The sequence below is a fragment of the Micromonospora lupini genome (genome assembly GCF_026342015.1).
Classification (GTDB): Bacteria; Actinomycetota; Actinomycetes; order Mycobacteriales; family Micromonosporaceae; genus Micromonospora; species Micromonospora lupini_B.
In genome coordinates this window covers 2,026,304-2,052,610 of record NZ_JAPENL010000001.1, presented here as the reverse complement: position 1 = coordinate 2,052,610, position 26,307 = coordinate 2,026,304, and the positions used below count along the sequence as shown (strand labels likewise).

The window sequence follows — 26,307 nt, the reverse complement described above, 5'->3', positions numbered from 1 at the left end:
TCAGCGCCGGGGCCGATCACACTCCCGTTCGGCACGCGTCTTCAGCTCTGTCAGCCACGTCTCCAGGCCCGCCCTGAGGGCCGCGGTGGAGAGATCGACGTCCTGCTCCACCTGGTCACCGCGCCACGTCTCCTCGGTACGCACGAGAACCCGGCCGTCGATCTCGGTGAACGTCCACACGTGCACCCCCTCGTCGATGCGCAGCCCTACTCCGATCGCCGGGCCGTCCCACCGAAGGCACCTCTGGTGTTGAAGCTGGCGGACGGTGGACGTGACGACGAGGGTCGTGGCGGGATTCAGCGCGGTCTCGGGGACCGGTGTCGTCCACCGGAACGACGATCCGGGACGCAGTGGGCCGCGATCGAGCCGCTTGCTGGACAAGACGGGCTTCTGCCACGACGGCCAGCGTTCCACGTCGGTCTGCAACTTCCAGACGGTCCGTAGCGGAGCGTCGATCGTCGTCTCCGTCCGATAGCGAATCTTCGCCGTGGTGTCGACAGTCCTTCCCGCACATCGCACCGTCGCGTGGTCGGCACCGACATCGCGCCTGACCTCGGCCCGAGCCGGCGCACCTGCGGTGCCCACGAGGCCGGCCACGACCACTGCCGTCGCGACGGCAAACACACGATTCTTCACGAGGCGGACACCGCCTCGACGGTGCCCTTGAGTCGTTCCAGCCACATGGCGAGGGTCCTGTCGAGGCCTTCCTGGAACGGCCCAGGGTCGGCATCGACAGGCGGGCCCGCGAAGGACTCCTCGGTCGACACCTCCACACCGTCGCCGGCCGGAGTGAGCGCCCAGACGTGGACACCGAGGACCCCGTCCGGTCCGTCGCCGTATCCCCGCCACACGAGGCGTTCTCGCGGCCGTACCTGGACGATCGTCGACTCGATCTCCATGCCCGCGGCCGACCAGCGGAACACGGACCCCGGGGCGAGCGGACCGGGTGTTTCCACGCGTGCGTACGGGATTTCCGGCAGCCAGGTTGTCCACGCGTCGATGTCGGTGAGGATCCGCCACACGGCTTCCGCCGACGCGGTCACCGTGACGCTGTGGCGGCTGACCACCGGGGCCGACACGTCAATGCCGGCCTCGTCGGTGTCCGTAATGTTCTCCATCGTGAAGCCTCTCTGCGGTCACTGACCATCGGATCGCCGGGCAGGAGAGCGAGCCGCTAGATCCACACCCGACAGATGCGATCGTGCCAAGACGCCAACCGCTACACATCGGCAAGAACTACCTAGTTCGCGGTACGTGGGCCGGCCACGGTGCAGGTCCCTACCTCCGTGCCTGCTGCCGGCCTCAGCCCGACAGGTTCTCGTCGAGTCGCAGCGGTGCTGCTGGGGATCATCTCGGGACTCCTTGCCGTGCTGATGCTCGGCTTCGGCGTGAGTGGCACGTGGGTTGTCGTCGCGGTGCCTCTCGCGCGCTCCGCCGTCGCGACGCCGATCCGTCCACCTCGTGAGGGGGACGGCAGCACGGCCGCCCAGCGGACGTGTTGGCGCAGGCGGAGGCATATCTGTGACTGTGAGTCTGGAATGCCTGCTGGTATGACCGGCCGCATGGCTCCAATTCGGTAGACAGGAAATGGCGTCCGTCCGCGGCGCGCTTACCGTCGGAGATTGGCAGTGTCGGGGCCTGCGGCTCACCAGGTCATGTGGAGTTTGGGCCCCGCTGGGGAGGCGGGGATCGTCGGCGAGTCTTGTGCGGGTGTGGCCGTGGCGGCATCGATAGCCGGGGCGTCGATTGGTCCAAGGAGATTCCGATCTTCGCCCGTACGTGGGTGCTACCGCCGCTCGTCGACGACGGCCGGTGCGGGTCTCGGGTGACGTGCCGCCGTAGGTGGACGGATCGACGCTGATCAGGGCTGGGTGGATGGGACTTCGCTGCCGGCGAGCTGCCCGTGCGGGCCGCCGTGGGCATGGGGGATCGCTCGGCGGCCACGTCCCGGGATCAGCCGGGGCGGTGGTGGCGCCGTCGAGGCGCGGACGACGAGCTCGACCGGTTGGTCGGCCGCCGGTGGAAGCTCGACGTCCGGCTTCTCGATGACCTGCACCAGCAGCGCGAGGCCCTGCCGCGCGACCTCGTCGAACGGCTGCCGCAGGGTGGTGAGCGGGGGACTGACGTAGGCGGCGACCGGGATGTCGTCGAACCCGACGACGCTGATGTCCTCGGGCACCCGGCGCCCGGCCTCGAGCTGCGCGCGGATGAGACCGATCGCCATGTCGTCGTTCGCGGCGAACACCGCGGTCACGGTGCCGTCGCCGGCCAGTTCCCGACCTGCCGCGTAGCCGGATGCGGCCGACCAGTCGCCCTCGACGACCGGCGGCTCGTCCGCGCCGTGGGCTCGCAGCGCCTCGCGCCAGCCGGCGAGGCGGTCCCGTGCCGAATACCACCGCTGCGGGCCGGCCAGGTGATGGACGGTCGCGTGCCCCAACTCCAGCAGGTGCTCGGTCGCGGCCCGCGCGAGCCGACCCGCGCCGACCCTGGCGGTCACCACCTGCGGCGCGGTGAAGGTGGGCGGCGCGCCGAGGACCAGGACCGGCACGTCGACGCTGATGAGGCCGACGCCCTCGTCGATCGGCTCGGAGATGACGACGCCGTCCACGCCCTGGTCCAACAGCGACGCCAGGGCGCTCGCGATGCCGCCCGGGTCGCCCTCGATCGTGGTGGCCACCCGCAGCGTGTAGCCCATCTCCCGGACCGCTCGCTCGATGCCCATGAGCCACGACGCGGGACCGTAAAAGGCGCTGCCAAGCGTCACCACGCCGATCGACCGGGTCCGCCCGGAGGCCAGCGCCCGGGCCGCCTGGTTGCGCCGGTAGCCGAGCTCCGCGGCGGCGTCCAGGACACGTCGGCGCACGTCGGCCGAGACATACGGCTCGTCGTTGAGGACCCTGGACACCGTCTTCTGGGAGACGCCGGCCAGCCGCGCGACGTCCACGCTACGCGGCATCGGAGGGCTTCCACCCGGCCTCACCAGTCGCGTCACGGCACCTCCCATCGCCGGCCATAGTCCTGTATGATTGCGCAGTCATGTCTGCCTGATTGCGCAGTCATTTCTGCGCACTCAGACGCTCGCCATCACGATCCCGCAACCCGCCCCTGACGCTGGCGAAGCACCTTCCCTGCCACACCCTAACCCCAGGTTCGAACCGAACGAGGCGGGCCGGGACGCCCGCCGACTTCACCGAGGACCACAGTGCTGTCCACGCCTTCGGCGTGTCACGCGGCCGGGCGCCGCAGAGGCGAATCGGTTCGCTGATCGACCGGCGTCGCGCTGGTAGGCCGGTGACGCGGAGCGCCCGAGCGTGATGCCCTGGGACTCCGGAAGGGTCGTACTCATCGGCGGCCACCGGAAGCTTGTGAGGCGTCGAGAGCAGGAAGTAACCGTGTTGAAACCTTGACTTCACGCTCGACACGCCCATTAATGCATATCTATGTATTCGGCCGCAACCGCCCTTCCCTGGGTGGTCGGCGACGCCGGCGGATTTGTCGAATCGATTCGAGTATCGGCCTGAGGCTGTGCCCTGAACCGGTGTTGCGAAGCTGCTGGGTGAGTCACAGGAGGTAACCGTGCATCGTACGAACGTCCGCTGGGGTGGCCGATTGTCGGCGTCGGCCAGAGGGCTGGCCGCAACCGTGGCGCTCGGCCTGACGCTGACGCTTGGTGGCCTGCCCCTGGTGGCCCCCGGGTCGGCCCTGGCCGCGCCGCAGAGTGTCGCGGCCGCCGGACTTGACGGTGTGGCAGCCGGTAACGCCGCGATCACCTCGGTCGACCTGGCCGGGACGTGGACCTTCACGCCTGCGGGCCGGGCGGCGACCACGATCGCGGTGCCCGGTGGCGGCTGGTACAAGCAGGGCTTCACCACCGTGAACGAGGCGGTGTACTCGCGCAGCATCACCGTGCCGGACTCGGGACAGCCGCAGTCGACCTGGATCGAGTTCGGCGCCGTCAACCACCAGGCGACACTCTCCGTCGACGGCCGCGTGGTCGCCACCCAGACGACTGCGTTCACCCCGTCGAACTTCGACATCAGCGCATACGCGGCGCCCGGCACCACCCATACGGTCACGGTGAACGTGAAGGGCCGCGGCGCGTTGAAGGCATCCAACGGCCGGTACCTGGTGCCCGACGCCGCCACGTGGTCCGAGGCGATCCCGCAGGGGATCTTCGGGTCCGCGTTCCTGCGGGTGTACCCGGCGGTGTACGTCAGCGACACATTCGTGCGTACGTCGGTGGCGAACAAGACGCTTACCTACGACGTGACGGTGCGGAACACGTCTGACAGTTCCCGGTCGGTGACGTTGACCGGGTCGCTGTCGTCCAACAACGGAACGGCTTTCAGCTACCCGGATCTGCCCAGCCGTACGGTCACCGTGGCGGCCCGCTCGACCGCGACCGTGACCGTCGGGCCTGTCGCGTGGAACCTCGACAGCACCTCGTACTGGTGGCCCAACGTGCCGTACCGGTCGGGGTACCGAGCGCAGCTGCACGGGCTGGCGGTGCATGCCGTCACCGACGACGGCCGCACGAGCGACGCCACGTCCCGGTTCGGGTTCCGGGAGGCCACCCAGAACGGTGACTACTACTACCTCAACGGCGTGCGCGTGAACTTCCGCGGCGACAACCTCCAGGGTGGCGACTACGACCGGATCAACAACGGCGGCAAGGGCGACGCGTACCACACCCTGCCCGGCTTCCTGCCCCCGTCGTCAGGCAACGGCGGCTGGCCACAGGCGGTGGACAACTACCAGCGGCTGAACTACAACGTGGTGCGCATCCACCAGGAGCCCGGAAGCCCGTACATGTTGGATGTCGCCGACGAGATGGGCCTGATGATCATCGACGAGGTCGCGATTCGCGGCTCCCAATCCTCGCAGGAGTGGCAGAACTCCGTCGGGCACGACAACATGGTCAACCACGCCCGAGCGCTGGTCCTGCGCGACCGCAACCACCCCGCGATCATTCGCTGGAGTCAGAACAACGAGCCGAACCAGAGCGGCCAGGATTCCGAGCAGTTCGAGAAGGACCTGTACGCGGCGATGAACGGCGCCGACGGCACCCGGCCGGTCATTGTCGAGGTGGGCGTCGGCGGGAATGTCAGCCTGTATCCCGGGATGACGTACGCCAACTTCGCGGTGATCCCGCACTACGTCGACGGCTTCGGCAGGTACGGGGAGGGCCTGATCACCGTGAATGGGCGGCCCGACGGCGAGGGCGAGTTCATCTGGCCGGCATGCAACAACAAGCAGGGCTTCGAGTGGTTCGCCACGGCAACCCTGGCCAAGCGCGGCAAGGGTGCCACCGATCTGCGTCCGTACACGTTGTTGTCCGCCTGGGCCAGCGTGGTGCCGGGCGTGCGGTCCACCGACTTCACCCCGGAGGAGGGTGGTCATCCGATCTACGGCGTGGACAATCTGAGCGACCCGTGGAGCAACGCGCAGATCCAGCGGGTGCAGGCGGCGTTCAACCCGGTGGCCGCGGTCGACCTCCCGTACTGGTCCGCCTCCGGTAATTCGGACTCGAACGGCAGCTTCCCGCTGCCGTCGGCGGTGCCCAGCTACGCCCGCAACACCACGGTGACCCGGAACGTCACCGTGTTCAACGACGACTTCACCAACACCTCGGTGGGCTTCACCTGGACCGCCCGCCTGGACAGCCCGACCGGCGCGGTCGTCGCGTCCGGCAACAGCACCCTGACCGTCCCGCTCGGCACGCGGGTCACCCAACCGGTGTCCTTCACCGCGCCCGCCACCGGAAGCCGCGTCTACCTGCAACTGTCGACCGCCAAGTCCGGCAGCACCGTCTTCACCGACTCCGTCGAATACCTCAACCTCAGTGGAAGCGGCGCAACCGGACCCGCAGCAGGCACCTACCGCATCGTCAACCGCAACAGCGGCAAGCCCCTCGCCATCGCCGGTAACTCCACCGCCGACGGCGCCAAAGCGATCCAGCAGAGCGGCACCCCCACCTGGACGATCAGCACCACCCAGGACGCCTACACCCTGCGCTACACCGCCTCCGGAAAGATGCTCGACGTCAACGCCGGCAGCACCACACAGGGCCTGCAACTACAGCAATGGTCGGCAAACGGCGGCACCAACCAGTCGTGGTACCTACGACCCACAGGTGACGGCTACTACACAATCGTCGCCCGCGGCAGCGGACTGGCAGCCGACGTCTACGCCGCCTCGACAAACGACGGGGCCCAGGTCGTGCAATGGACCGCCAACGGCGGGACCAACCAGCAGTGGCAGTTCGTAGCCTCCTGACCAGCGCCGGAGGTGAGTGTCACGTTCGGCCGCCGGTAACGGGCTGCCGATTGTCGCGCCGACTCGGGGGCACGATTTGTGCGCCCGGGTCGGCGCGATCCCATCACTGTGGGACACGAGCGACCGATCCGGACAGACGCCAGGCTGGTCCGCTCGCTACCCGTTCGTGAGCCAGGCCCGAGGCGTCGCGGCTGAGTGCACGGACGGTCGAACGCGCCCCGAGTGCGATCATCCGAGCCTGTTCGAGCCGGTGCACGGCTCCGCGCCGGACATCGCCGGTAGGGGCAGCGCAGACTCGGCCACTTAGCTTGAGACTTACTCGTCTAGGGCTCGAGCGTGGCGGGCATGCTGAAGGCGGCGACGTGACGGGCACCGATGAAGGCGTTGCTCTCTACGATCTTCCCGTTCTCGATCCGGAGTACGTCGACGACCAGCGCCTCATAGTGCGGGCTGCCGGGCCGGCGGAGATAGTTGATCAGCGCCGGGCGCCCGTTGGCCGAGGTGGGGAAGGTACGCCAGTCGAGCGGTCGGCCGAGGAACTCCGCGGCCGCGTCGATCCCGACGACCGGCGGCTCGGGCGGCATCGTGATCCGTACGTCCTCGGCGAGCAGTGCCCGGACCGTCTCCGGGTCCTTCGCGTTGGCGTAGCGGCGCAGGATCTCTTCGTCCTCGCTGGTGAGCTGCGGGCGGCGCCAGTCCTGTGGGTCCGACGGAGCGCGCCGCCGGAGGGTGTGGCGGGCCCGCTGGAGGAGGCTGTTGACGGCCGCTACGGCGCTGTCGAGCGCGCCGGCGATCTCCTGCGGCGTCCAGCCGTAGACGTCGCGCAGCACGAAGGCCGCCCGCTGCCGCGGCGGCAGGTACATGAGCGCTGCGATCAGGGCCAGCTCGACGGTCTCCCGGGCGGCGAGACCGGTCTGCGGATCGTCGGCCAACAGGGCGTCTGGATAGGGGCCGAGCTCGGTGGACCACTCCAGCGGGTCACCATACGGAACCGTCCGGTGACCGGCCGCCTTGCGGCTGTCGAGGAAGACGTTCGTGGCGATCCGGTAGAACCAGGTGCGCGCCGACGCCCGACCCTCGAAGCGGTCGCGAGCCCGCCAGGCACGCAGGAAGGCCTCCTGCACCAGGTCGTCCGCGTCGGTGACGTTCCCTGCGAGGCGGTAGCAGTGCACGTGTAGCTCGCGCCGGTGCTCGTCGAAGGCGCGCTGCAGCCAGACCGCCTGCTCGTCAGGCGTGTCGGACATGTGATCTCCCCGGGGCTGAGTGGTCCTGACAACCGTACTGACGACTGCGGACCCCATCCGTCATCGGTCACCGATGACGATCGCCGACTCGGTCGTCTGTACCTGTGACCAATCCCCACCCCACGAAGGAGACAGCCATGACGGCAACCCCCGCGTCCAGCGCAGCCACGCCCCCGGTCGTCGACCGGGAGACCTGGCTGCGCGAGCGCAACGAACTGCTGGTCCGGGAGAAGGCCCATACCCGCGAAGGAGACGCGATCGCAGCCGCTCGTCGTCAGCTGCCGATGACCCTGATGCCGACGGTGACGGTCCAGGGCCCCGGGGGGGACACCCCGCTGGTGGAGGTTTTCGAGGGCCGTCGGATGCTCATCGCCTACTTCCACATGTGGCACGACGGCAATCCGTACGAGGATCAGTGTGAGGGGTGCACCTTCTCGACCTGTCACATGCAGATGCTGGACTACCTGCATGCCCGGGACGTCACCTACGCCGTGTTCTGCCAGGGCCCCTACGACGAGAGTGCCCCGTTCGCGGAGTTCATGGGCTACCCGTTCCCCTGGTATTCGGCGAGAGACTCCGACCCGGCTCTGGCCGACGGTCGCGCATTTGGGTTCATCGCCTGCTACCTGCGCGACGGCGACCAGGTCTACGAAACCTACTGGACCACCGGGCGGGGCGTGGAGGCGTTGACGACCAGCTACCACGCCTTGGACCTCACCGTGTACGGCCGGCAGGAGAACTGGGAAAACTCACCCCAAGGTTGGCCGCGGGTCAGTGGTCACCCGTGGCGGCTCAACGGCCGCCCCACCGCCCAATGGTCACGCCCCGGCGTTACGCCGGCGGTGACGTCCTGACGCTCGAGATGATCATGCTCGGGTCGGCCGCGGTGTCGGCCTGCTGCTGCGTCGTGCCGCGGGCGGGCGCGTCCCGCAGGGCCCGGATGCTCGCGGGTGCGATGGTGGCTGTCATGGTCGCGGTGACCCTCGACGCCGCACCGGTTGTGCAGTACGCGGGCGCGCTGCTGCTCCTCGCCTTCGCGGTGGCACTCGTCACCAGCGGTCCGACCGAGCGCGGCCCGGAGGTGGAGTGGCACCGTACGGCCGGGGCCGTGCTCATGGCGCTCGCCGTGCTGATGCATCAACACGGCGGGTCGATGGCTACCCACCACATGGCCGCCGGGCCCCGGATGGACCACGGCATCGTCACCGGCCATGACGCGGCGCTCGTGTTGCTACGCGCCGCCACGGCGGCTTACCTCTGCTGGATGGCGGCCGCACTCGTCCGGCTGCGCAATCGACCGATCACGGACCTGCTCCGTTGGGAGCACCTAGCCATGGGGGCAAGCCTCGCGGCCATGATCTTCTTCATGAGCTAGCCGAGTAAGCCAGCCGGCAGATCAAGTGACGAGAACGGCAGCCGCCACTCGTGATCTTGGTTGGAGTTCGAGGGTGAGGCGGCGGGCGGGTATTGGAAGCAGGTCTCCGGACCCCTTCCCCGACTCGGCCCGCTCTTGACATTTCGTTAGGCACCTGACAATGTTGTCAGGTGCCTAACGAAATAGCCGTCCACGAGTTGGATGCTCCGGGCGCCTGGGCGAAGAAGTACTTCCTCGCTAGCCGGGCTCTGATGGAATCCGTGCTCCGCCCCTACGATCTCGGGAATACCCAGTGGTACGTGCTGTATCGACTGAGTGGCCGCCAGCCGGTCGGCCAGCGGGCCCTCACGCGTGAACTCGAGGTCGAACGGGCGACCCTCAGCGCCGTGATCGCAGCGCTCGTGCGCAAAGGGCTGATCGAACAGACGCCCGACCCGGACGACCAGCGTCAGAAACTGCTGCACATCACGCCGGCCGGCGTGAACCTGTGGAACTCGCTCCCCGATCCGATGGCGTTGATCGCGGAGGTTGCCTTCGGCGGGGTCGACCCCGCGGACATCGAGACCATGAATCGCGTCCTCAGCGGCGCGACCAGACGACTCATCGACTACAGGAAGGAGAGCGGATCGTGACGATTCTCGTGACCGGCGGAACGGGCCTGGTCGGCCCCCGCCTGCTCGGGCGACTCAGTGCGGCGGGCGTCGAGTGCCGTGCCCTCGTCCGTCCCGGAAAAGAAGTCCCCGAAGGCGTGCAACGCGCCGAGGGTGACATCCTCAGCCCCGACTCCCTGCCGGCAGCCGTCAAAGGTGTCACCGCGGTCATCCACCTGGCCGCCGTCTTCCGCACCCGCGACGACGACCAGATCTGGACCGTCAACCGTGACGGCACTCGCAACCTGATCGCCGCCGTTGAACAGCACGCGCCGGAGGCCCGGTTCCTGCTGGCCAGCACCTCCAATATCTACGATGCCGACAGCACGCACCCCGGGCGTGAGGATGACCCCGTCGCGCCGGCGCTCGCCTACCCCGCCAGCAAGATCGAAGCCGAGCAGCTGCTGCGCGCCAGCGGGCTCACCTGGGGCATCCTGCGGCTCCCCTTCATCTACGGCGACCAGGACGGGCACCTCGAATCGTTGCCCGAACTCGCGGCAGGCATGGGGTGGCACCCGGCACAGAGGCTGAGCGTCGTCCACCACGCCGACATCGCCACGGCGTTCGCACTGGCCCTCACGGGCGCGTTCGACAACCGCACGGTCAACATCGCCGACGAGTCGCCCTCAAGCATCTACGAGATTTCCCAGATCGTCGGCTACTCCTACAGCTCCTCCGCCGAACCGCTCAGTCAGCCGTGGAAGGGGCAGATGGATGTCAGCCTCGCCCGCAGCCTCGGCTTCACACCGACGATCAGCACCATCCACGAGGCCGTCCGCAACGGCGCGCTCTAACCCGCAGACCAGCTCAACCAAGCCACGACCGTTTGCGACCAGGCGCTTGCCGTACTAGCCCTCGGATTCGGTCGGCTGGCGCTCGGCAGTGATCCGGAGAAGTCCTTCGACGCCGCGGAGGAAGGTCTCGGACACCTTCGCGGGGTCGAAGAGGCATCCGGCTGCCATGGCGCCGTCGCGGAGCATGACGAAGTGACGCGCGGCGGACTCTGCCGTCTCCTCCTGGACCTGCGCCATCAGCGTGGTGAGCGTGTCCAGGAACCATTGCCGGTGGGCGACGATCTCCTGACGCACGGGATGTTCCGTGTCGGGATACTCCGCCGCAGCATTCAGAAACGCGCATCCTCGAAACCCCGGGGACTGGATGCTCTGCGCGATGGAGTTGGCAATGGCCAGGAGTGGGCCGACCGGCCGTGAGGTGGTGGTGATGACCGTGTCGACCGCGCCGCGATCCATCTCATGCACCTCACGAAGGTAGGCCAGGATGAGATCGTCCTTGCTGGGGAAGTGCCGGTAGAAGGTGGCCCGGGTCACCTTCGCCTCGGCGATGATCCGATCTACGCCGACGGAATGGATGCCCTCCGAGTAGAAGATCCTGGTTGCCGTGGTGAGGAGCCGGCGGCGCGCCTCGGAGGGCCGAGCACCGGGTGCGGTGGGCGTCATATCGTCATCGTAGCGGATAGAACGTTCGGTCTTGACGATGCGCGTCGCTTCTGTCATGCTCGACAAGACAGAACGATCGGTCTCTCTAACCCCTCCGCTGAAAGGGTCACCCGTGACCACCATCGCTGCTTCGCCCGGTATTTCCCAGACGGCTTCCGCGCTGCGGCGGCTGTACTTCGTCCGCTTCGCGTTCGCCATCGTGTGGGCACTCGTGACGATCGCCACCGCCAAGGAGATCGGCCCGCTCGCGGTGACGCTGTTCGTGCTCTACCCGCTGTTCGACGTGGGCGCCGCCATCTACGACCTCCGTTCGTCGCGGGCCACGGGCGCGCCGACCCTGCTGTACGTGAACATCGCGGTAAGCCTGGTCACGGCGGTCGGCGTGGGTGTCGCCGGGGCGTCCGGTATTCCCGCCGTCCTGCGAGTCTGGGGCGCTTGGGCGGTCGTGGCTGGTCTGGTTCAGTTGATCGTGGGGGTCACTCGTCGCAAGATGGGCGGCCAGTGGCCGATGATCATCAGTGGCGGCATCTCGGTTCTGGCCGGTGGGTTCTTCATCGCCGGTGCTTCCGCGGACAACCCGTCGCTGACCAACGCTGCTGGCTACGCCATTCCCGGTGCCATCTTCTTCCTCATCGCCGCCATCCGCCTCGGCCGCGCCGCGAAGGGCAACTGAAATGACCACAACCGAGTACGACGTCATCGTGATTGGTGCCGGTCCGGTCGGTGAGAACGTGGCCGATCGGGTCGTGCAGGGCGGGCTGACCGCCGCGATCGTCGAGCGGGAGTTGGTCGGTGGTGAATGCTCGTACTGGGCGTGCATGCCGACCAAGGCGTTGCTGCGCAGCGCGTCCGCGTTGCGGGCGGCCCGCCAACTGCCGGGAGCCCGTGAAGCGGTGACCGGAAACCTGGACGCGGCTGCGGTGCTCGCCCGACGGGACTCCTTCGCGTCGCACTGGCAGGACGACGGGCAGGTGTCCTGGCTGGAGTCGGCCGGCATCGCCCTGCACCGCGGCCACGGGCGGATCGGCTCCGCCCGGGTCGTCGAGGTGACAGGCGTCGACGGTGTCACCACGACGCTGACCGCGCGGCACGCGGTGGTCGTCGCGACCGGCAGCAGCGCCCTGTTGCCGGATATCCCGGGGCTACGCGAGGCGGCGCCCTGGTCCAGCCGCGAGGCGGCTTCGGCCCGGTCGGTTCCCCGCCGACTCGCCATCATCGGTGGTGGTGTGGTGGCGGCCGAGATGGCCACCGCGTTCGCCGCCCTGGGATCCTCGGTGACGGTGCTGGCCCGCGATGGCGTGTTGCCGTCGGCGGAGCCGTTCGCCGGTGAGCTGGTCACGGAGTCGTTGCGCGAGGCCGGTGTGTCGGTACGCCTCGGCGCGGAGGCCGTGTCCGTCCGCCGCGACGACAGCGGCACCCTCCACATCAAGACCGGCTCCGGTGAGCGGGTCGAGGCCGACGAGGTGTTGGTGGCGATCGGTCGTACACCGAACACCGAGGACATCGGCCTCGACCGGGTCGGGTTGGCGCCGGGTGCCTGGCTGGCGGTCGACGACACGCTGCGCGTCGTGGGTGGCGGGGAGTGGTTGTACGCTGCCGGCGATGTGAACCGGCGGGTGCTGCTGACCCATCAGGGCAAGTACCAGGCACGGGCGGTGGGCGACGTGATCGTGGCCCGGGCGAAGGGTGAGAAGGTCGAGGACGGCAGGTGGGGCCGGCACGTGGCGACGGCCGATGAGCGTGCGGTGCCGCAGGTGGTCTTCACCGACCCGGAGATCGCGTCGGTCGGGCTGACCGCGGCTGCGGCCGAGGCCGCTGGGCTACGGATCCGGGTCGTGGACTACGACCTCGCGGCAGTCGCCGGAGCTTCCCTGCACGCCGATGGCTACAAGGGACACGCCCGCATGGTCGTCGACGAGGACCGAAAGGTGATCATCGGCTGCACCCTCGCCGGCCCGGACGTCGCGGAACTCATCCATGCCGCGACGATCGCCATCGTCGGCGAGGTCCCGCTGGACCGGCTGTGGCACGCGGTTCCGGCCTACCCGACTGTCAGCGAGGTGTGGCTGCGGCTGTTGGAGACCTACGGCCGCTGACGGTGAACCGAGCCGCTCGTCCCGGCGCTGTTCGATAGAACGAACATTTTTTTCACTTCGAGGAGAACCCCTTGCCCACCAAGATCACTATCGTCATCGATAACCCTGCGAGCCCCGACGACTTCGAGCGGGCCTACGCGGACGTGAAGGCTGCCGCAGCGAAGTTCCCGAAGCTGCGGCGACTCGAGTCTGCGAAAGTGTGGCCGAAGGAGGATGGCACCGCTACCCCCGCCTACCGGACGCTCGACCTCTACTTCGACAGCTACGAGGACGCCTCCGCAGCGGTCGCGACAACAGTTGCCGCTGATGTCTTCGGCACCCTCGTGGGGACGCAGGTCACGTTCAAGGGGCTGTTCTCGGACATCGAGCAGGCGTAAGGATCACGAGTTCCCGGGGCTTAGGCAGAAAAGCTGATCCGCCTCTATCCGTAGCCGGAGGCATGCCGGCCCCCGGTGGAGCCGCCGGGCCCGGGACTCAGGCGGGCGGGTCGGCGGTGTCGAAGCGCAGGCCGCTGGAGCCCTCCCCGCGCCCGACGCTCTTGCGCCTGCCGAGCCAGAGCAGCGTGGTTCCGTCGATCCAACGGGCGAGCTGGTAGGCGCGGGTCGCCCGTGCGCCTTCGCGCGGGACCTCCTCCTCGCGGAGCCTGAGGCTCGGGTCCTTGACCATCGGGGCCAGCAGCCGGCCCCGCGGGCGCAGCGGCGCGGCGGGCTGCTGGCGCGGGATGGCGCCGAGTCGGAAGCTCATCGACGGGTCGGTGGGCAGCCGGCGTTGCGGCAGGAGCGGGAACCAGTGTGCCGGCGGGTCGGTGCGCAGGCGGTACGGCAGCGTGCCGGCGGCCCCCGGCGGTGGGTCGGCGGGGGCCGCCTCGTAGGCCGCCTGCGCACGATCGGCCGGACGGCCGTCCTCGCCCTCGGTAATCCGTTCGATCGCCCAGGCGAGGTTCGCCGCCTCGTCGCGCAGCAGTAGGACATCTTCCAGATCGCGGCCCTGAACGCTCGCGGCGAGCGTGGGCGCGAGCAGCAGGGCGGTGTCCGGCGTCCCGTCCGCGCGCGACAGGCCGAACATGCCCCAGTCGCCGGCCGGGGCGGTCGGCCCGACCGTGGTGGTGCGACCGAACGTGTCGCGCACGTCGAGCCGCGTGATCCGCACGACGCTGCCGATCGCGGCCTCGAGCGGGACGAGCAACCAGTCGGCGCCGTAGATGAGCCCGAAGCCGGCCAGCAGGAGGCGTCCCAGGTCTTCGGGGTGCGCGTCGACAGCCCCGAAGTTGACGCGCCCGTCCTCGAACTCCCACAGTCGCGGAGCCGGCATGCCGGGGTAGGTGACGGCGGCCGGGACGACGGTCACCGGGCCGAGCGTGCCGCGCCCCACCGGCGGGACGGCCGGCGTGCCGGTGGCGTCGAACGCGTGCCAGTCCAGCCGCCCGTCGGAGTACTCGGCGGCTTCGAGCGTGATCCCGTCCGCGGATGCCGTACCGAACGCGTACTCCAGGCGGTCGGGCATCCAGGCGGCGGGCGCACCGGAGCCGGTGAACACGAGCGCGTCCATCCACGTCACCCAGGCCTGCGCCGCCACGGTCACGGCGGCGGCGTCTGCCGCGGGGATCACCGGGGTGGCGGGCAGCGCGGGCGGCGTCGCCCGCAGCGATGTCTTGAGGTCGCGGTACAGCTTCTCGCCGTCGATGGCGCGGCCCGCCACCATGATCAGGAAGCGCCGGCTGGGCGAGTCGCCGGGGTCGGGTGTCGCCGCGATCGGATAGGCGGTGCGGTAGCCGCTCACGTACGTGCCGAGGCTGCGCGTGGCGAGCAGTCGCTCGAAGTGCTGTCCCGCGCGGACGCGCATGCGCGCGGTCGGTGCGGCGTGGATGTCGTCGGCCTCCACGAGCGCCTCCAACGGCATCGCCGTGGCCGAGTAGTTGCCGATGCGTGGGGTCGGCGTGAGCCGGCCCGGCCGCAGCTTGCTCAGCGGCGCGACCGACGCCGTGACCTGCGCGAGGATCGCGCTGCCGGCGTCGCTCGCGGCGAACTCGCCGAACTGCCACTGGCGTCCCAGCAGCCAGAGCGGATCGTGGACGCGCGCCTCCAGGCCCGGCGCGAGCTCCGGGTCGCGGGCGGCGGGCTCCAGCCGGGCCCAGCGTGTCGGCTCGACGGCCATCAGGTACCCCCTTGTGCGACGGTCGTGGCGGCCACGTGCCCGAGGTCGGTGGTCACCGTGTCCGACGCGGGCGCGGAGGCCAGGTAGATCGCCGGCAGGTACTGCCCGAGCGGCAGCGGCGGCGGGCCGGGAGGCGGAGCCCCGGTGGGACCGGCGGCCAACGCCTCGCCGTCGACCAGCCGCAACCGGGCCAGCTCGAGTGTCTCCAGCACCGTCGCCTCGAGCGCGGGAAGGCTCCAGACGTGCGCCTCGGTCGGCGGGACGGCCAGCAGAATCGCCTGCGGCGCGCGGGCGTCGGGCTGGTCGACGTGGAAGCTGAGGCCGGTCACCTGCGTACGGTCGGGGACGACCTCCGTCCACTCGTCGACGACCAGCCCGGCGACGGACGCACCGGCGGCAGGCGGTGCGGCGGCGGCGGACTGCACGACGAGTGACAGCCGGCCCGACCCGATCGGCTGCTGGGTCGTCGCCGGCAGGCCGACCCAGCGGTCACCGGCCCGCCGCGGCAGTTGGGCGACCCGCAGGCGCATCGGCTGGCCGCCGGCGGTGGCCTCGCCGTACATCAGCGCGGTTTCCAGCCGAGAGGCGCCCTCGCGCACGTGCGCGGCCCGCTGCAGCCAGGTGACCGACGCCAGCGGGTCGCCGCCCTGCAGCGGCGCGCTGTCGGCCAGCGACCCCACGAACTCGGCCGCGGCGCCGGCGGTGACGCGCGGCAGCAGCCGGAAGCCGTCACCCAGCGCGGCGGCGACCCGCGCGGCGTCGGTGCTCGCCGCCGCTACCGCCGCGGCACGGCGGTCGAGCTCGGCGAGGGCGGCGCCGGCCGCTTCCGGCGGCGTGCTGACGCCCAGCTTCGCGGCGCGGGCGAGGGCGGCTCGCAGCGCGTCCGGAGGTCCGCCGGCGAGCGCCGCGGAGAGCTTGGTACGCGTGTCCGCGAGCGCGCCGGTGGCGATGGCGGCCCGCGCGGCCAGGTCGGCCAGGTCGATCCCGGGGTCGGTCGTGGGTCCGGGCAGCGCGAGGTCGCGCGCGTCCAGCGGCCGCGCACCCTCGATCAGCTCGCGGGCCGCGCGCGCGAGTTCGAGGAACTCGGCGAGCGAAAGCTGGGCCGGCGTCCACGTCGGGTCGCGGTCCGGCACCAGCGGGCCGCCGAGGCGGGCGCTCAGCGCCTGCTCGACCTCCGTCTGCCCGGTGGGCCCGCCGGCCGGGCTCAGCGCAAGGGCGTCGAGCGCCGAGAGCTTCAGCACGCTCAGGTCGGTGGTGGACACCGTCGTCCCCGAGCGCACCCGAATGAGTACGCGGCTCGCCGGGCCGAGCAGGCTGCCCGCCCAGGCCTCGAGGGCGGGCTCGACCTTCGCGCGTACCTGGGTGGCGTCCGTGGGCCAGCCGCTGCCCGCGGGCGCGTCGGCGAGCGCGAGCAGGCGATGCGTGACGGCGGTCCCGCTGCGCGGCGTGCGCACGACCTCCACGTCGGGCGCGGTGGCGTCCCCGCGCGAGAGTGCGTCGACTGTGGCGCCGGCGCGTTGCGCGTTGCCCTGCACCGCATGGTGGACGCTCTCGGCTGTGAGCAGGTCGGCGAGCGCGTCGACGGTGTCGTCGAGCGCGCGCAGCTCGGCCTCGACCGCCTGACCCTCAGGCGTCGTCCGCCCGGGCAGGCCGGCGCTGCCGAACGGGATCGTGGTGTCGTTCCACAGGTTCGCGGCGGTCCCCGCGCGCCAGCGCCGCCGCAGGCCGAGCCCGTCGGCGACGTTGTTCGCCCGCAGCGCCTCCGACACGGGCGGCTCGTGTGCGCGCAGGTCGTCCACGTGCGCCTGGGCGGCCGTCACGGCGGCGTTGGCGGCGTCCACCGCGGCCTGCTGGTCGCCGACCTGCTGCTCCAGCGCGGCGACCAGCGCTGCGGAGGCCTGCTGCTGGGCGTGCAGTTGGGCCAGGGTGGTCGTGGCGGTGACGACCGCGGCGTTCGCCGCGGCGACCTGGGGCCGCAACGCGTTGATGGTCGCCTCGGTGGCGCTGACGTCGTCGCGCCAGATCAGGATCGAGGGAAAGCCACCGGGTCGGTGCTCCTGCAGCCACTCGAGGTGATTCTGTGCCGATTCCAGCTGCCCGCCGAGCGACGCCGCGCTGGTCTGCGCCGCGGTGAGCGCCGTCTGCGCGGACGCGACCTGCCCCTGGAGTGCGAGGTCGGCCGCCTTGGCCTGTTGGTCCTGTGCCTGCAGCCAGCCGAACACCTGGGCAGCCCCGGCCTGCCGGTCCTGCGCCGCGTTCAGGTCGTGCTCGGCCGCCGTCAGCGCGTCGAGGGGAGCGAGCCCGCGCAGCGCCGCGATGTAGCGGTCCAGCACGAGCTCGGCGTGGTTGTCGTGCAGACCGCGCTCCAGGCGGTAGCCGAGGACTGCGCCGAGCGGCTGGCCGGCTCGTACGCCGTCGAGCACCGAGAGCGCGACGCGCACGCGGCGCGACGAGAGGTCGACGGCCAGCGGCGCGCCGACGTCGGAGAGGTGGGCGAGGTGCCCGGAGCGCAACACGGCCGCGGTGGCTGCCTGGCCGAGTGAGGGCGCGTGGATGTAGCCCTTGCTCGCCGTCGGGGTGCTCGCCGGGCGGAGGTTCTCCACCACCCCGTACCCGCCGAGGCGTACGCCCGCCTTGCGCGTTCGCAGCGTCGCCAGCCGGCGCGAGGCCTGCGCGGTGCCCCAGGCGTCGAGCCGGTGCGACGCGAGGTCCAGCACGCCGGCGGTCATCCGCGCGAGCGCGGCGCTCGGGACGGACAGCAGTTGGCGCAGCGCCCCGTGCACCTCCATCAGCTCGGTGAGCTGGGCGGCGGCGGGCGAACCGGCGGCGCTGTTGACGGCCCGCAGCGCGTCGATGTGCTGAGCCAGTGTCTGGCCGGCGGCGGTGACGCCGTCCAGCGGCGCGGCGAGGCGCGTCCATGGCGACGGCGGCACCCCGGCGGCCAGGCCCGGCTCGTCGCCCTCTCCCGGCTGCGCCAGCCCTCGGGCGCGGACGATGCGCAGCGCGGCCGTCGCGTACGCACGCAGCAGCGCGTGGCGCAGCAGCGCGAACAACAGCGTGTTCGCGCCGGCCGGCGGGGGACTGGATCGCACGGCGTCGAGTCCGCTCAGGACGAGCCAGCGGATGTAGTTCTGGGCCGCAGGGACCGCCGCGGTCTCCGACGGCGCATCGGCGACCAGTGGGCCGGTGAGCGCGGCGAACTGCCTGTCGAACACGGCCACGGCGAGTGCCGGGTCGAGCGTCAGGCCGAGTGCCCGGATCGGCGCGAGGGCCTGGGCGACGCGCAGGATCGTGCCGAAGTCGGGTGCCGGGCGGGTGACGACGCGAGCGGCATAGTGGACCGACACCGGGCTCATGGCCACACTGCCGGCCAGCACCGCGCCGAGGTCCACGCCGGGCCGGACGGACGGCACCCGGTCCAGCGCGGCGCGCCAGGCGGGGGCGAGACCGGTGAGCAGCGGCACCATCAGCGCGTCGAGGTCGGGCGGGTCGAGCAGCCGCCACTGTGCGAGCGAGGTCGCGGCCAGCACACCGTACGGCTGGCGGCCGACCCGCACGACTGGCAACCCGCCGCCGGCCGCCACGTTGGTCAGGAAGTGCCCGCGGGCGAGGGCGACGGCGTCGTCGGAGATCGGACCGAGCAGGTGCTCGAGCGCGTAGCCCCACGTCACCGGCCAGAGCGCCACGCGCATCAGGCGCTCCAGCCCGACCGCGCCGCCCCCGGCGCCGTCGACGTGGCCGAGCGGGTCGGTGGCGATCCCGAGCGCGCGGGTCAGCACCGCGCCGTCCGAGTTCGGTGTGGTGAGCGCGGCGCCGCGTTCGTTGCGCAGGCTCACGGCCGGGTCACCGCCGGCGGGCATCCACCCCGAGCGCACACTTTCGGTGTTGTTGGTCGGCGCGCCCGGGGGGATGAGCGAGAGTCCGTCGGTGTAGTGATGGGCGTCGAGCAGCGCGGACAGCCGCCGCGCGCCCTCGGTGCCGTCGGCGGTGACGCGGACGCCGAGCACCAGGAGCCGGTCGAGGCCGGTGGAGGCCGCGCCGAGCGGAATGCGCAGCGCCATGCCGCGCTCGACGGCACGATCGAAGTCCACGAGCCACTGCGCGGCCGGCCCGAGCGGTGCCGCGGGATCGCCCGCTGCGGTGTCGTGGGGGTCCGGACCGAGGGCCAGGGTGTCCGCGATCGGGCGCCCGAGCGTGGCGAACTGACGGGCGCCGCCGCGGTAGCCAAGCGCGACCCAACGGTCGGGCAGCACATTCGTCCGCGCTGCGCGCGTCCACGCCTCGGCGCGCTGGGGCGGCACCGGCGCGGCCGCGGCGTGGGCGATCCAGGCCGCCCGCGGCGACCCGAAGCGGGTCATCAACGCGCGCCAGGCCTCGAGGGTCGCGGGAGCCGTCACGCCGCTCGCCGTCTCGCGTTCGAGGTACGCCTTGCCCCACGCGAGCTCTTCGGCGGTCAGCTCCGGTTCGTGGGTGTCGACGTGAAGCGTGTCGGGGTAGACGCGCACCAGCAGGTCGGTGCCGTCGAAGCGGGTCTCGAGCCGTACCGGCAGCAGCGCCAGCGGTACGTCGGCGGCGAGCAGCGCGACCAGGTCGTCGGGGCTGTCGCCGGCGATGAGCTCGCCGCGCAGGCGCTCGACGTCGGTCGGGGCCGCGCCGGCGATGGCGGTGAGCGCGGCGCCGATCAGGGCGTCCCACTGCTGCCAGGCGGCGGTCACCTTCGTACGCTGCGTGGCGATGGCGGCGGTAAGCGTTCCGGGCAGCGCCTCGACCCCCGCCTGGCGCGCCTGCGCGGCGGCGAGCTGCTGTTGAGCCGCGGCGAGCTGCTGCTGGGCGCCGGCGAGCTCTGCCTGCGCCGCCTGAAGCTCGGTGGCCGCGGCGGCGATCGGCGCGTCGAACGCCGCCGCCGCGGCGTCCGCCGTCGCGGCCTGGTTGCGCGCGGCGAGCGCGGTCTGCTGTGCGTTGAACGCGGCCCGTTGCGCGGCGGCGATCACGGCCGCCGACTCGTGCTCCCGCTGGACCTCCGCCAGCCACTCAAGGGCGCTGTCCCACCGGCTCTGCGCGCTCTGGGCGGCGGTGTGGGCGGCGGCCGCCGCGGCCCGGACGGGCGCGGCCTGCGCGTTGATCGAGTCCCACGACTGCGTCGCCGCCACCACCCGCGCCTGGGCCTCGGCGACCGCGTTCTGCAGCGCGGCGACGCGGCCGGGCAGCTGCGCGAGGTCGCCGCGCAGCCGCGCGCGATCGGCCTTGGCGGCGACGAGTTGGTCGGCCAGGGTGAGAGCGTCGGCCTCGGCCGCGCGGCCCGTGGCGCGCGCCGCGGCGATGGCCGCCAGGTCGGTCATGTGGTCCTCCGGGCAATCAGGCGCGAGGCGTGCATGGCGATCCGGAACGGCTGCTGGAAGGTCACGAACGCAGTGGTGGCAGCGTTCTTGCCCCACTGGGCCTGCAGCCCTGCGGACGCCGACAGCAACGGCTTACTCACGTCGGCGTGCCCGGATGCGGTGACCGGCACGTGCGCCCAGGCCAGCGCGTCCGGGGTGGCCGGGACGCCGGGGCCGGCGACCTCGTCGAAGCCGAACCGCGGCTCGCCGGGGTACTGCTCGAAGACGAAGTACCAGCCCGGCGCGGCGAGGGCCGCCTCCTCGCTCAGCCCGAAACCCACAAGCACGATGTCCGGCGGCAGCGCGGCGCGGAACATGGGCTGTAGCCGCGTCGTCGCGTCCAGCGCGCCCGCCCCGGTCGCCTGCGCGGCGTAGATCGTGGTGGTCGGGTAGCGTCGCAGCAACTCGCCGCGCACGAGCAGGACGAGCTGGCCGCTGCCGCCTCGCAGGTGCCGCCCGAGAGGCGTACCGGCCCACCGGGCGATCGGCGGGATGTCGGCGAGTGCCTCGGCATCGCCGGGCCGACCGCTGACGTCCCAGAACTGGCGGAACGCCGTGCCGGTGAGCACGCCGGGGAACTCCCGCCACAGCAGTTCCCGGCTGAACTCGTGGTTCAGCCCGGCCAGGTACGCCTCGATGACCTTCGGCGTCGTCTCCAGCAGCGCCACGCCGTCGGCCTCGACGTCCTCGACGCCGGGGAGGAACAACCACGGCGCCACCCGCTGGAGGCCGTCGAACATCGGCTCGGGGAAGCGAGGTGCGATGGCCGCCGGGGCCAGCGGATCGGGCCGCGTCCAGGTGTCCGCGGGGGCGGCCACGCGGGCCATCGCCCGCGCCAGCACGGTCTTCTCGGGCGCGAGGCGCTCGAGAAGCTGGGCGCGCAGCACGTCTGCGGAGATCGCCGGCCGGGTGTCCACGGCGGCCGGCACGGCGACGGCGGCTTGCAGGGCGACGGGGGACACGATCACCATGCCGGTCGGCGGCGCCGGCGGCGGCCGCGTCGCGACCTGGTCGATGGCGGCGAGCATGTCCACCGGGCGGGTCTGCGCGGCCCGGCGCGCGAGCGCCCCCTCCGGGCTGGCGAGGCGGCGCATGGCACCCGACGCGGCGGCTGCCGGAATGCGGCTGGCCTGCAGCGCGTCGGCCACGGTTCCGCCGCCGAGCGCGATGCGGGTGTGCGCCGCCCGGGTCATGGTCACGAGCTGCGGCGGGGACAGCGGCGTCAGGTGCCGGTCCATGACCACGCCGCCGAGCTCGCGCGCCAGCTGCGAGCCACGCAGGACGGCGTTGGCCTCGGCGGCGGCACCGGCCTGTTCCCAGGCGCGGGCCATCAGGCGTTCCTGGCGGTCCTTGACGACCCGGGTGCCGGCGGCCGCCGCGACCCGCAGGCGCGGATCGAGGTTGAGCTCGCGCAGCCAGGCCGGCTCCGCGCCGGCCGGCGGGAGGCCGCCCACACCAGCCTGCACCTGGCCGTACGTCGGCGGCGCCAACGTGTCCGGCGCCGTTGTTCCGAGAAGGCGTTCGAGCGCCGTCTGGAACGGCATCCGGGCGGTGTCCGGCCACGCCGGGGGGTCGTCCGGGCCTGGCGCGCGCAACGCGCTCTGGACGCCGATCACCCCTGCGGCGGGCAGGCCGCTGCCGGCGGCGCCCAGGTCGAGGTCCGGCGGCCGTGACGTGGTGGCATCGAACGGCGCCGGATGCAGCCTGCGAACCAGCGTCTCGAAGCTGCCCTCGCGCCCCGTCTCGAACTCCCAGGAGTCGTAGACCGGCAGCCGCAGCGGGCCGGTCGGTGTCGCGCCCCAGGCCGGGTCCAGTTTCGCCTCGTCCGGCACGGGCAGGCCGAGGCCGGCCTGGACTCCGACGGCGAACGCGGGCACCAGGCAGGCCAGGTAGGCGGTGCCGGCCTCGAGCTTGCGGGCACAGACGAGCCGGGAGCCGGCCCGGCCCGGGTCGGTGGCGAGGGCGTCGGCGGGCCGGACGCCGGGGGCGAGCCCGGTGATCTGCGCGTGCGCCCACGCCCAGGACTGCGCGAGATCCGGCAGCTCGGCGGCCGGGTTGTCGAGCTCAAGTACCGGCAGCGGGTTGCCGGGCCGCAGGCGTGCCGCGGCGCCGCGCCGGACCGCGACGAGCACCAGCCACGGCCGCAGCCTCGTCCTGGTCGTGTCGGGGGCGGCGGGAGTGAACAGCCAGGGGAGGTCGGCGCGCGCGAACTGGACCTGTGGCAGGTAGCCGGGCTCGAAGCGGGTGGTGCCCGGTGCCGGGTCGCGGCGGACGATCTGCGCGGCGGTCAGGCCTGTCACGTCGCCCGGCCCGTAGAGGCGCACGGACACCGGCACGTCGCCGGCGGGGTCCAGGTGCAGCGACACGGGCAGGGTCACGCGCGCGGGCAGCGTGGCGGCCGGCTCGTCCGCGGCGGCGATCGAGCGGCTGACGCCGCCCTGGACCCAGGGCAGGAAGGTGTACGCGGCGGGCGCGGGAGAGGTCATACGGCATCTCGCAGGGCGAAGGCGGCGGCGGGGGCACTCGTCGGCGCGGTGAGGGTGGCGAAGACATCGGGTGGGAGCGGGAGCCGCTGGTGGCCGGGCGGCGTGATGTTCTCGGCGGTGACGAGGGCCTGTTCGTAGACGACGCCGACGGTGACGGGAGCGCCCGTGGTATAGCCGTCGGCGCCGAGCGCGGCACCGGAGGTCATCGCTTCGAAGGACGGCGCGGAGAGCTTCACATCGTCGCTCATCGCCGTGAACTGCGCGGGCGCGAAGCGGTCCGAAAGCGGGGTGAGCGTGGTGCGGACGCCGCCGATGGTGGCCTGGGTGATGCGGAAGCGCTGAGCGCCGCTGGGGACGCCGGCGCCGAAGCGGTCCAGGGTACGGTCCAGCGGAGCGACGCGCTGGCGGACCTGCAGCGTCGCCAGCGGGTGCGCGAGGATCGCCGGGCCGGGCTCCAGTCGGCGCAGCGTGACCACGTCGGCGCCGACGGGCAGCTGGGCGTTCCAGGAGCGCGGGTCGGCGAGCGCCGCCAGCAGGAGCGGGCCGACGTCGACCGGGTTCGGCAGCGCGGCGGGCGCGGGGTCACCGACCGTGAGGTCGAACCCGAACGAGACGTCGAAGAACAGGATCGAGAACGAGGCGCGACCGTGCGCGTGCCACGGGCGCGGGCCGGTGAGGGTGAGCGCGAGATTGATCGCGAACAAGGTGTGGCTGCCGGCCTTGACCGCCAGCTTCGCCGCGATGTCGACGTGGAACGCCAGCGGCGAGAGGGTGACCAGCGCATCGAAGGCCAGGAAGCCGCCGATGCTGAAGCTGCCGGCGCGGGCGCCGACGTCCACGCGCGCGCCGAATTGCACAGTGTTGGAGGTCAGCGCGAGGTATGCCTCCAGCCGCAGCTTCGGGTTGTCCCCACTCGCAAGCGCGACCGCGACGCGGTCCAGCGCCGGGAACCCCGGCGGCGCGGCGAAGCGTGGATGGAACCCGCCGACCGCCAGCAGGAAGGTGGGATTCGGGCCCCAGCTCATGCGCAGCGCGAGATCGCCGGTGAGCGCGAACTGGGCGATGCGGGAGTCGATGAGCGTCGCGTCGACAGCTGCGCTCTGCTGGTCGAAGTCGATCACACCCAGCACGTCGACCTGGAGGCGTACCACCGGGTCGCTCTCCTCGGGCAGCAGCGCCCGTACCCGTCCCAGCGCGACGAGCCGTACCGGCGACGGCAGCTCCAACACCAGCGCGAGATCGATGGTGATCAGCGTCGGCCTACCCCACACGATCCGCGCGGTCGGCGCGAACACGTGCCGGCCCGCCGCCGGCGGGAACAGGCCGGCCAGGCTCGCCATCAGCCGGGCCGGGTCGGCCTTCGGGTCCGGCGGAGAGAGCACGGCGCCCAGGGTGCCCGCCTTGAGGCCGGCACGCAGGGCCTCGACGGCGACGGTGCGATGGATGCCGAGCAGGCCACCGACGCCGACAAGCATGAACCCGAGCCCGAGCTGTACCGGCGGCAACTGCGCCGACACCAGCACCAGCAGCGAATAGCCCGACGGGCCGGTCGTCAGCAGGCCGACGGCGCGCACCGCGATCTGCTCGAACTGCAGCTGCATCTCGCCCGCGTACACCCCACGGGCGGGGTCGAGGACGAGCGCCCCGCCGCCGGTCACCGGCCCGGCGTCCACCGTCAGCGCCAGCCCCGACGGCGGCTTGAAGCCGACGTGCAGATCGGCGACTCCGAGGTTGCCACCCCTGTCGGGGAACGTCACGACCGCCGACATGCCGACGCGGTCCAGCAGAGCCTGGACGGGACCGATGGACAGCCCCACGCTTGCCGACACCTCGGCCCGCAGTCCCGGGTCGCCGGCCTGCAGACCCAGATGGATCGCCGGCACCGTGAGCCCGTCGAGGAAGACGCCCACCGGCAGCGTCGCGTCGAGACCCGCGGCACCGCGGAAGGTGAGGCCGTGCTCACTGGACCAGCTGAAGCCGAAGTCGAAGGCGCAGCGCAGCTCCCGCGGGAGGACCTGGGTGACGAGACCGTCGCCGCCCTTCGACGACAGCACCAGCCCGCCGCCGGTGACCTGGAGATCAACTGTCACCCCGGCCGAGCCGTCGGCCGCGAACGATCCGCCTATCGACGCCTCGATGGCCATCGCCTCGAGACGGCTGGCACCCCCGATTCCCAGCAGGACGAATGGCTTCCCGGCGTCGGCGGCCGTGCCATGGATCTTCACCGCGACGCCACCGGGTGCGGGCGGGACGGCGCCGGCCAGCTGCAGCCGCGCGGGCGGCAACAACATCAGGGCAAGACCTTCCCGGTACGCGCCCTGAAGGGCGAGTTCCACCCGCCAGCCGGGGGACGGCGCGGAGAGCGGAATCGTCGCCGAATCCGTCGCGCTCGCCGCCAGCGTCGCCGCGAGCCCGGGCGGGTGCCGATCGGTGCTGATGCCGACGGTGAGGCCGGACAGGTCGAGCCCGAGCACCTGTTGACCGGTGTCACCGTCGAGCAGGTCGCCCGCCGCGATGTCGATCGCGTGCAGGAGCTGGCCCAGGCGCCAGAGGAACAGGTCCCATTGGACCGTCTCGGTCCCCCATCCATAGCCGGTTCGCAGGACCGCCTGCAGATCGGCGACCAGCGGCGCGAGACGGTCGACATGCGTGCGTCGCCGCATGACAAGCGCCGCCGTCGCACCGGTGCCGACCTCGACGACCGTCCGGTCGACGACGGTGAGGAGCTCCAGCACCGCCAGCAGCGTCGGGTGACTGCGTTCGAGCTCGCTGACAAGCGCAAACTCGAACAGGCGCGGGACGAGTTCGGTGGCCAGGCTCGCCGCCGAGGCCGCGAGCGGGGTGGATGCGGCGGCTCGTGTGAGGTCGGCCGCGACGGAGTCCAGCGCCGTGGTCGCCGCCGTCACGGCGGCGAGAACGTCGCCGCCCGCCCGCAGCGTCAGCTCTGCGTCGCCCGCGGCGAGGCCGTCGTAGAGCGCGTCGAGCGCGGGCAGCAGCGCGTCGAGGGCGTGCGACGCGTCGGTGAGCTTGCCCTGGAACACCGCATCGCCGGACAGGTCCAGCGCGCCGTCGAGCCCGAGCTCCATGAGGAACCGGGGGAACCGTTTCGGCGCGAGGTTCTCGGGGAGGGCGGCAAGCGCCCTTCCCATCGTGTCGAGGAGTCGCTCGAAAGTCGATGCGTCGTGCATCGT

18 protein-coding genes and 1 pseudogene are annotated in these 26,307 nt (G+C 71.8%); 9 read left to right on the top strand and 10 right to left on the bottom strand.

What is annotated here, in order from left to right; genetic code table 11:
• The 3 genes from OOJ91_RS08960 to OOJ91_RS08950 all read right to left on the bottom strand — a co-directional run bounded on the left by OOJ91_RS08960 (position 1) and on the right by OOJ91_RS08950 (position 2,956).
• Complete coding sequence (locus OOJ91_RS08960; RefSeq protein WP_266244176.1) at positions 1-636, bottom strand: SRPBCC family protein; 636 nt, start codon at positions 634-636, stop codon at positions 1-3.
• Entirely contained in the window at positions 633-1,118 is a 486-nt protein-coding gene (locus OOJ91_RS08955; RefSeq protein ID WP_266244175.1) for an SRPBCC family protein, read from the bottom strand. Before OOJ91_RS08955 ends, OOJ91_RS08960 begins: the two co-directional genes overlap by 4 nt.
• Positions 1,119-1,861: 743 nt before the next feature.
• A complete protein-coding gene (locus OOJ91_RS08950) occupies positions 1,862-2,956 on the bottom strand; it encodes a LacI family DNA-binding transcriptional regulator (protein WP_266244174.1) in 1,095 nt (364 codons plus the stop codon).
• Between the two features lie 620 nt (positions 2,957-3,576).
• Between OOJ91_RS08950 and OOJ91_RS08945 the strand changes: the two genes are divergently transcribed.
• Together OOJ91_RS08945 and OOJ91_RS34555 are read left to right on the top strand one after the other, a co-directional pair.
• Positions 3,577-6,276 carry an RICIN domain-containing protein gene (locus tag OOJ91_RS08945; RefSeq protein WP_266244173.1) on the top strand — a complete coding sequence of 900 codons (2,700 nt, stop codon included), beginning with the start codon at positions 3,577-3,579 and terminating at the stop codon, positions 6,274-6,276.
• A 181-nt stretch (positions 6,277-6,457) separates the two neighbouring features.
• Positions 6,458-6,571, top strand: a pseudogene (locus OOJ91_RS34555) (3-isopropylmalate dehydrogenase); the annotation flags it as partial.
• Between the two features lie 28 nt (positions 6,572-6,599).
• On the opposite strand, the gene OOJ91_RS08935 reads toward OOJ91_RS34555, so the two are convergent.
• Positions 6,600-7,520 carry an RNA polymerase subunit sigma-70 gene (locus OOJ91_RS08935; protein ID WP_266244172.1) on the bottom strand — a complete coding sequence of 307 codons (921 nt, stop codon included), beginning with the start codon at positions 7,518-7,520 and terminating at the stop codon, positions 6,600-6,602.
• 137 nt (positions 7,521-7,657) lie between these two features.
• Here OOJ91_RS08935 and OOJ91_RS08930 point away from each other — a divergent pair, with 137 nt between their 5' ends.
• Positions 7,658-8,374, top strand: a complete 717-nt coding sequence (locus OOJ91_RS08930) for a DUF899 family protein (protein WP_266244171.1) — start codon at positions 7,658-7,660, stop codon at positions 8,372-8,374.
• Here the strand turns inward: OOJ91_RS08930 and OOJ91_RS08925 are convergent.
• Positions 8,352-8,489: a hypothetical protein gene (locus OOJ91_RS08925; protein WP_192580493.1), complete on the bottom strand. Its 138-nt coding sequence runs from the start codon at positions 8,487-8,489 to the stop codon at positions 8,352-8,354. The two genes, OOJ91_RS08930 and OOJ91_RS08925, sit on opposite strands and share 23 nt — an antisense overlap.
• Here OOJ91_RS08925 and OOJ91_RS08920 point away from each other — a divergent pair.
• The 3 genes from OOJ91_RS08920 (at position 8,488) to OOJ91_RS08910 (ending at position 10,339) form a co-directional block, all read left to right on the top strand.
• Positions 8,488-8,895, top strand: a complete 408-nt coding sequence (locus OOJ91_RS08920) for a hypothetical protein (protein ID WP_266244170.1) — start codon at positions 8,488-8,490, stop codon at positions 8,893-8,895. The two genes, OOJ91_RS08925 and OOJ91_RS08920, sit on opposite strands and share 2 nt — an antisense overlap.
• 251 nt (positions 8,896-9,146) lie before the next feature.
• Positions 9,147-9,527 (top strand): MarR family winged helix-turn-helix transcriptional regulator, encoded by a 381-nt coding sequence (locus OOJ91_RS08915; RefSeq protein ID WP_266244169.1) that lies wholly within the window; start codon positions 9,147-9,149, stop codon positions 9,525-9,527.
• Between the two features lie 8 nt (positions 9,528-9,535).
• Positions 9,536-10,339 (top strand): NAD-dependent epimerase/dehydratase family protein, encoded by an 804-nt coding sequence (locus OOJ91_RS08910; RefSeq protein WP_266244168.1) that lies wholly within the window; start codon positions 9,536-9,538, stop codon positions 10,337-10,339.
• A 54-nt stretch (positions 10,340-10,393) separates the two neighbouring features.
• Here the strand turns inward: OOJ91_RS08910 and OOJ91_RS08905 are convergent, their stop codons facing one another.
• On the bottom strand, positions 10,394-11,059 hold the full coding sequence (locus tag OOJ91_RS08905; RefSeq protein WP_266244167.1) for a TetR/AcrR family transcriptional regulator: 666 nt from the start codon (positions 11,057-11,059) through the stop codon (positions 10,394-10,396).
• Positions 11,060-11,114: 55 nt separating this feature from the next.
• Between OOJ91_RS08905 and OOJ91_RS08900 the strand changes: the two genes are divergently transcribed.
• From OOJ91_RS08900 to OOJ91_RS08890, 3 genes are all read left to right on the top strand, one after another.
• Positions 11,115-11,675 carry a hypothetical protein gene (locus tag OOJ91_RS08900; protein ID WP_266244166.1) on the top strand — a complete coding sequence of 187 codons (561 nt, stop codon included), beginning with the start codon at positions 11,115-11,117 and terminating at the stop codon, positions 11,673-11,675.
• A gap of 1 nt (position 11,676) precedes the next feature.
• The gene (locus tag OOJ91_RS08895; RefSeq protein ID WP_266244165.1) at positions 11,677-13,098 is read left to right on the top strand and encodes a dihydrolipoyl dehydrogenase family protein; all 1,422 of its coding nucleotides are present in this window, start codon (positions 11,677-11,679) and stop codon (positions 13,096-13,098) included.
• 71 nt (positions 13,099-13,169) lie between these two features.
• Positions 13,170-13,475, top strand: a complete 306-nt coding sequence (locus tag OOJ91_RS08890; RefSeq protein WP_266244164.1) for a hypothetical protein — start codon at positions 13,170-13,172, stop codon at positions 13,473-13,475.
• 97 nt (positions 13,476-13,572) lie between these two features.
• Here OOJ91_RS08890 and OOJ91_RS08885 read toward each other — a convergent pair whose 3' ends face one another.
• Genes OOJ91_RS08885 through OOJ91_RS08870 form a run of 4 tightly spaced genes read right to left on the bottom strand, consistent with a single transcriptional unit; the run spans position 13,573 to position 26,304 of the window.
• Positions 13,573-15,252, bottom strand: a complete 1,680-nt coding sequence (locus OOJ91_RS08885; RefSeq protein ID WP_266244163.1) for a hypothetical protein — start codon at positions 15,250-15,252, stop codon at positions 13,573-13,575.
• Positions 15,252-20,591 carry a hypothetical protein gene (locus OOJ91_RS08880; protein WP_266244162.1) on the bottom strand — a complete coding sequence of 1,780 codons (5,340 nt, stop codon included), beginning with the start codon at positions 20,589-20,591 and terminating at the stop codon, positions 15,252-15,254. The genes OOJ91_RS08885 and OOJ91_RS08880 overlap by 1 nt, the downstream gene beginning before the upstream one ends.
• Positions 20,588-23,116, bottom strand: a complete 2,529-nt coding sequence (locus tag OOJ91_RS08875; protein WP_266244161.1) for a hypothetical protein — start codon at positions 23,114-23,116, stop codon at positions 20,588-20,590. Before OOJ91_RS08875 ends, OOJ91_RS08880 begins: the two co-directional genes overlap by 4 nt.
• Positions 23,113-26,304: a DUF6603 domain-containing protein gene (locus tag OOJ91_RS08870; protein WP_266244160.1), complete on the bottom strand. Its 3,192-nt coding sequence runs from the start codon at positions 26,302-26,304 to the stop codon at positions 23,113-23,115. Before OOJ91_RS08870 ends, OOJ91_RS08875 begins: the two co-directional genes overlap by 4 nt.
• Positions 26,305-26,307 lie beyond the last annotated feature (3 nt).

Excerpts from the sequence above, each read along its gene's own strand:
- OOJ91_RS08955 (WP_266244175.1), bottom strand. The coding sequence starts at position 1,118 with ATGGAGAACATTACGGACACCGACGAGGCCGGCATTGACGTGTCGGCC.
- OOJ91_RS08950 (WP_266244174.1), bottom strand. The coding sequence starts at position 2,956 with ATGCCGCGTAGCGTGGACGTCGCGCGGCTGGCCGGCGTCTCCCAGAAG.
- OOJ91_RS08935 (WP_266244172.1), bottom strand. The coding sequence starts at position 7,520 with ATGTCCGACACGCCTGACGAGCAGGCGGTCTGGCTGCAGCGCGCCTTC.
- OOJ91_RS08930 (WP_266244171.1), top strand. The coding sequence starts at position 7,658 with ATGACGGCAACCCCCGCGTCCAGCGCAGCCACGCCCCCGGTCGTCGAC.
- OOJ91_RS08920 (WP_266244170.1), top strand. The coding sequence starts at position 8,488 with ATGGTCGCGGTGACCCTCGACGCCGCACCGGTTGTGCAGTACGCGGGC.
- OOJ91_RS08925 (WP_192580493.1), bottom strand. The coding sequence starts at position 8,489 with ATGACAGCCACCATCGCACCCGCGAGCATCCGGGCCCTGCGGGACGCG.
- OOJ91_RS08915 (WP_266244169.1), top strand. The coding sequence starts at position 9,147 with ATGGAATCCGTGCTCCGCCCCTACGATCTCGGGAATACCCAGTGGTAC.
- OOJ91_RS08905 (WP_266244167.1), bottom strand. The coding sequence starts at position 11,059 with ATGACAGAAGCGACGCGCATCGTCAAGACCGAACGTTCTATCCGCTAC.
- OOJ91_RS08895 (WP_266244165.1), top strand. The coding sequence starts at position 11,677 with ATGACCACAACCGAGTACGACGTCATCGTGATTGGTGCCGGTCCGGTC.
- OOJ91_RS08885 (WP_266244163.1), bottom strand. The coding sequence starts at position 15,252 with ATGGCCGTCGAGCCGACACGCTGGGCCCGGCTGGAGCCCGCCGCCCGC.
- OOJ91_RS08880 (WP_266244162.1), bottom strand. The coding sequence starts at position 20,591 with ATGACCGACCTGGCGGCCATCGCCGCGGCGCGCGCCACGGGCCGCGCG.
- OOJ91_RS08875 (WP_266244161.1), bottom strand. The coding sequence starts at position 23,116 with ATGACCTCTCCCGCGCCCGCCGCGTACACCTTCCTGCCCTGGGTCCAG.
- OOJ91_RS08870 (WP_266244160.1), bottom strand. The coding sequence starts at position 26,304 with ATGCACGACGCATCGACTTTCGAGCGACTCCTCGACACGATGGGAAGG.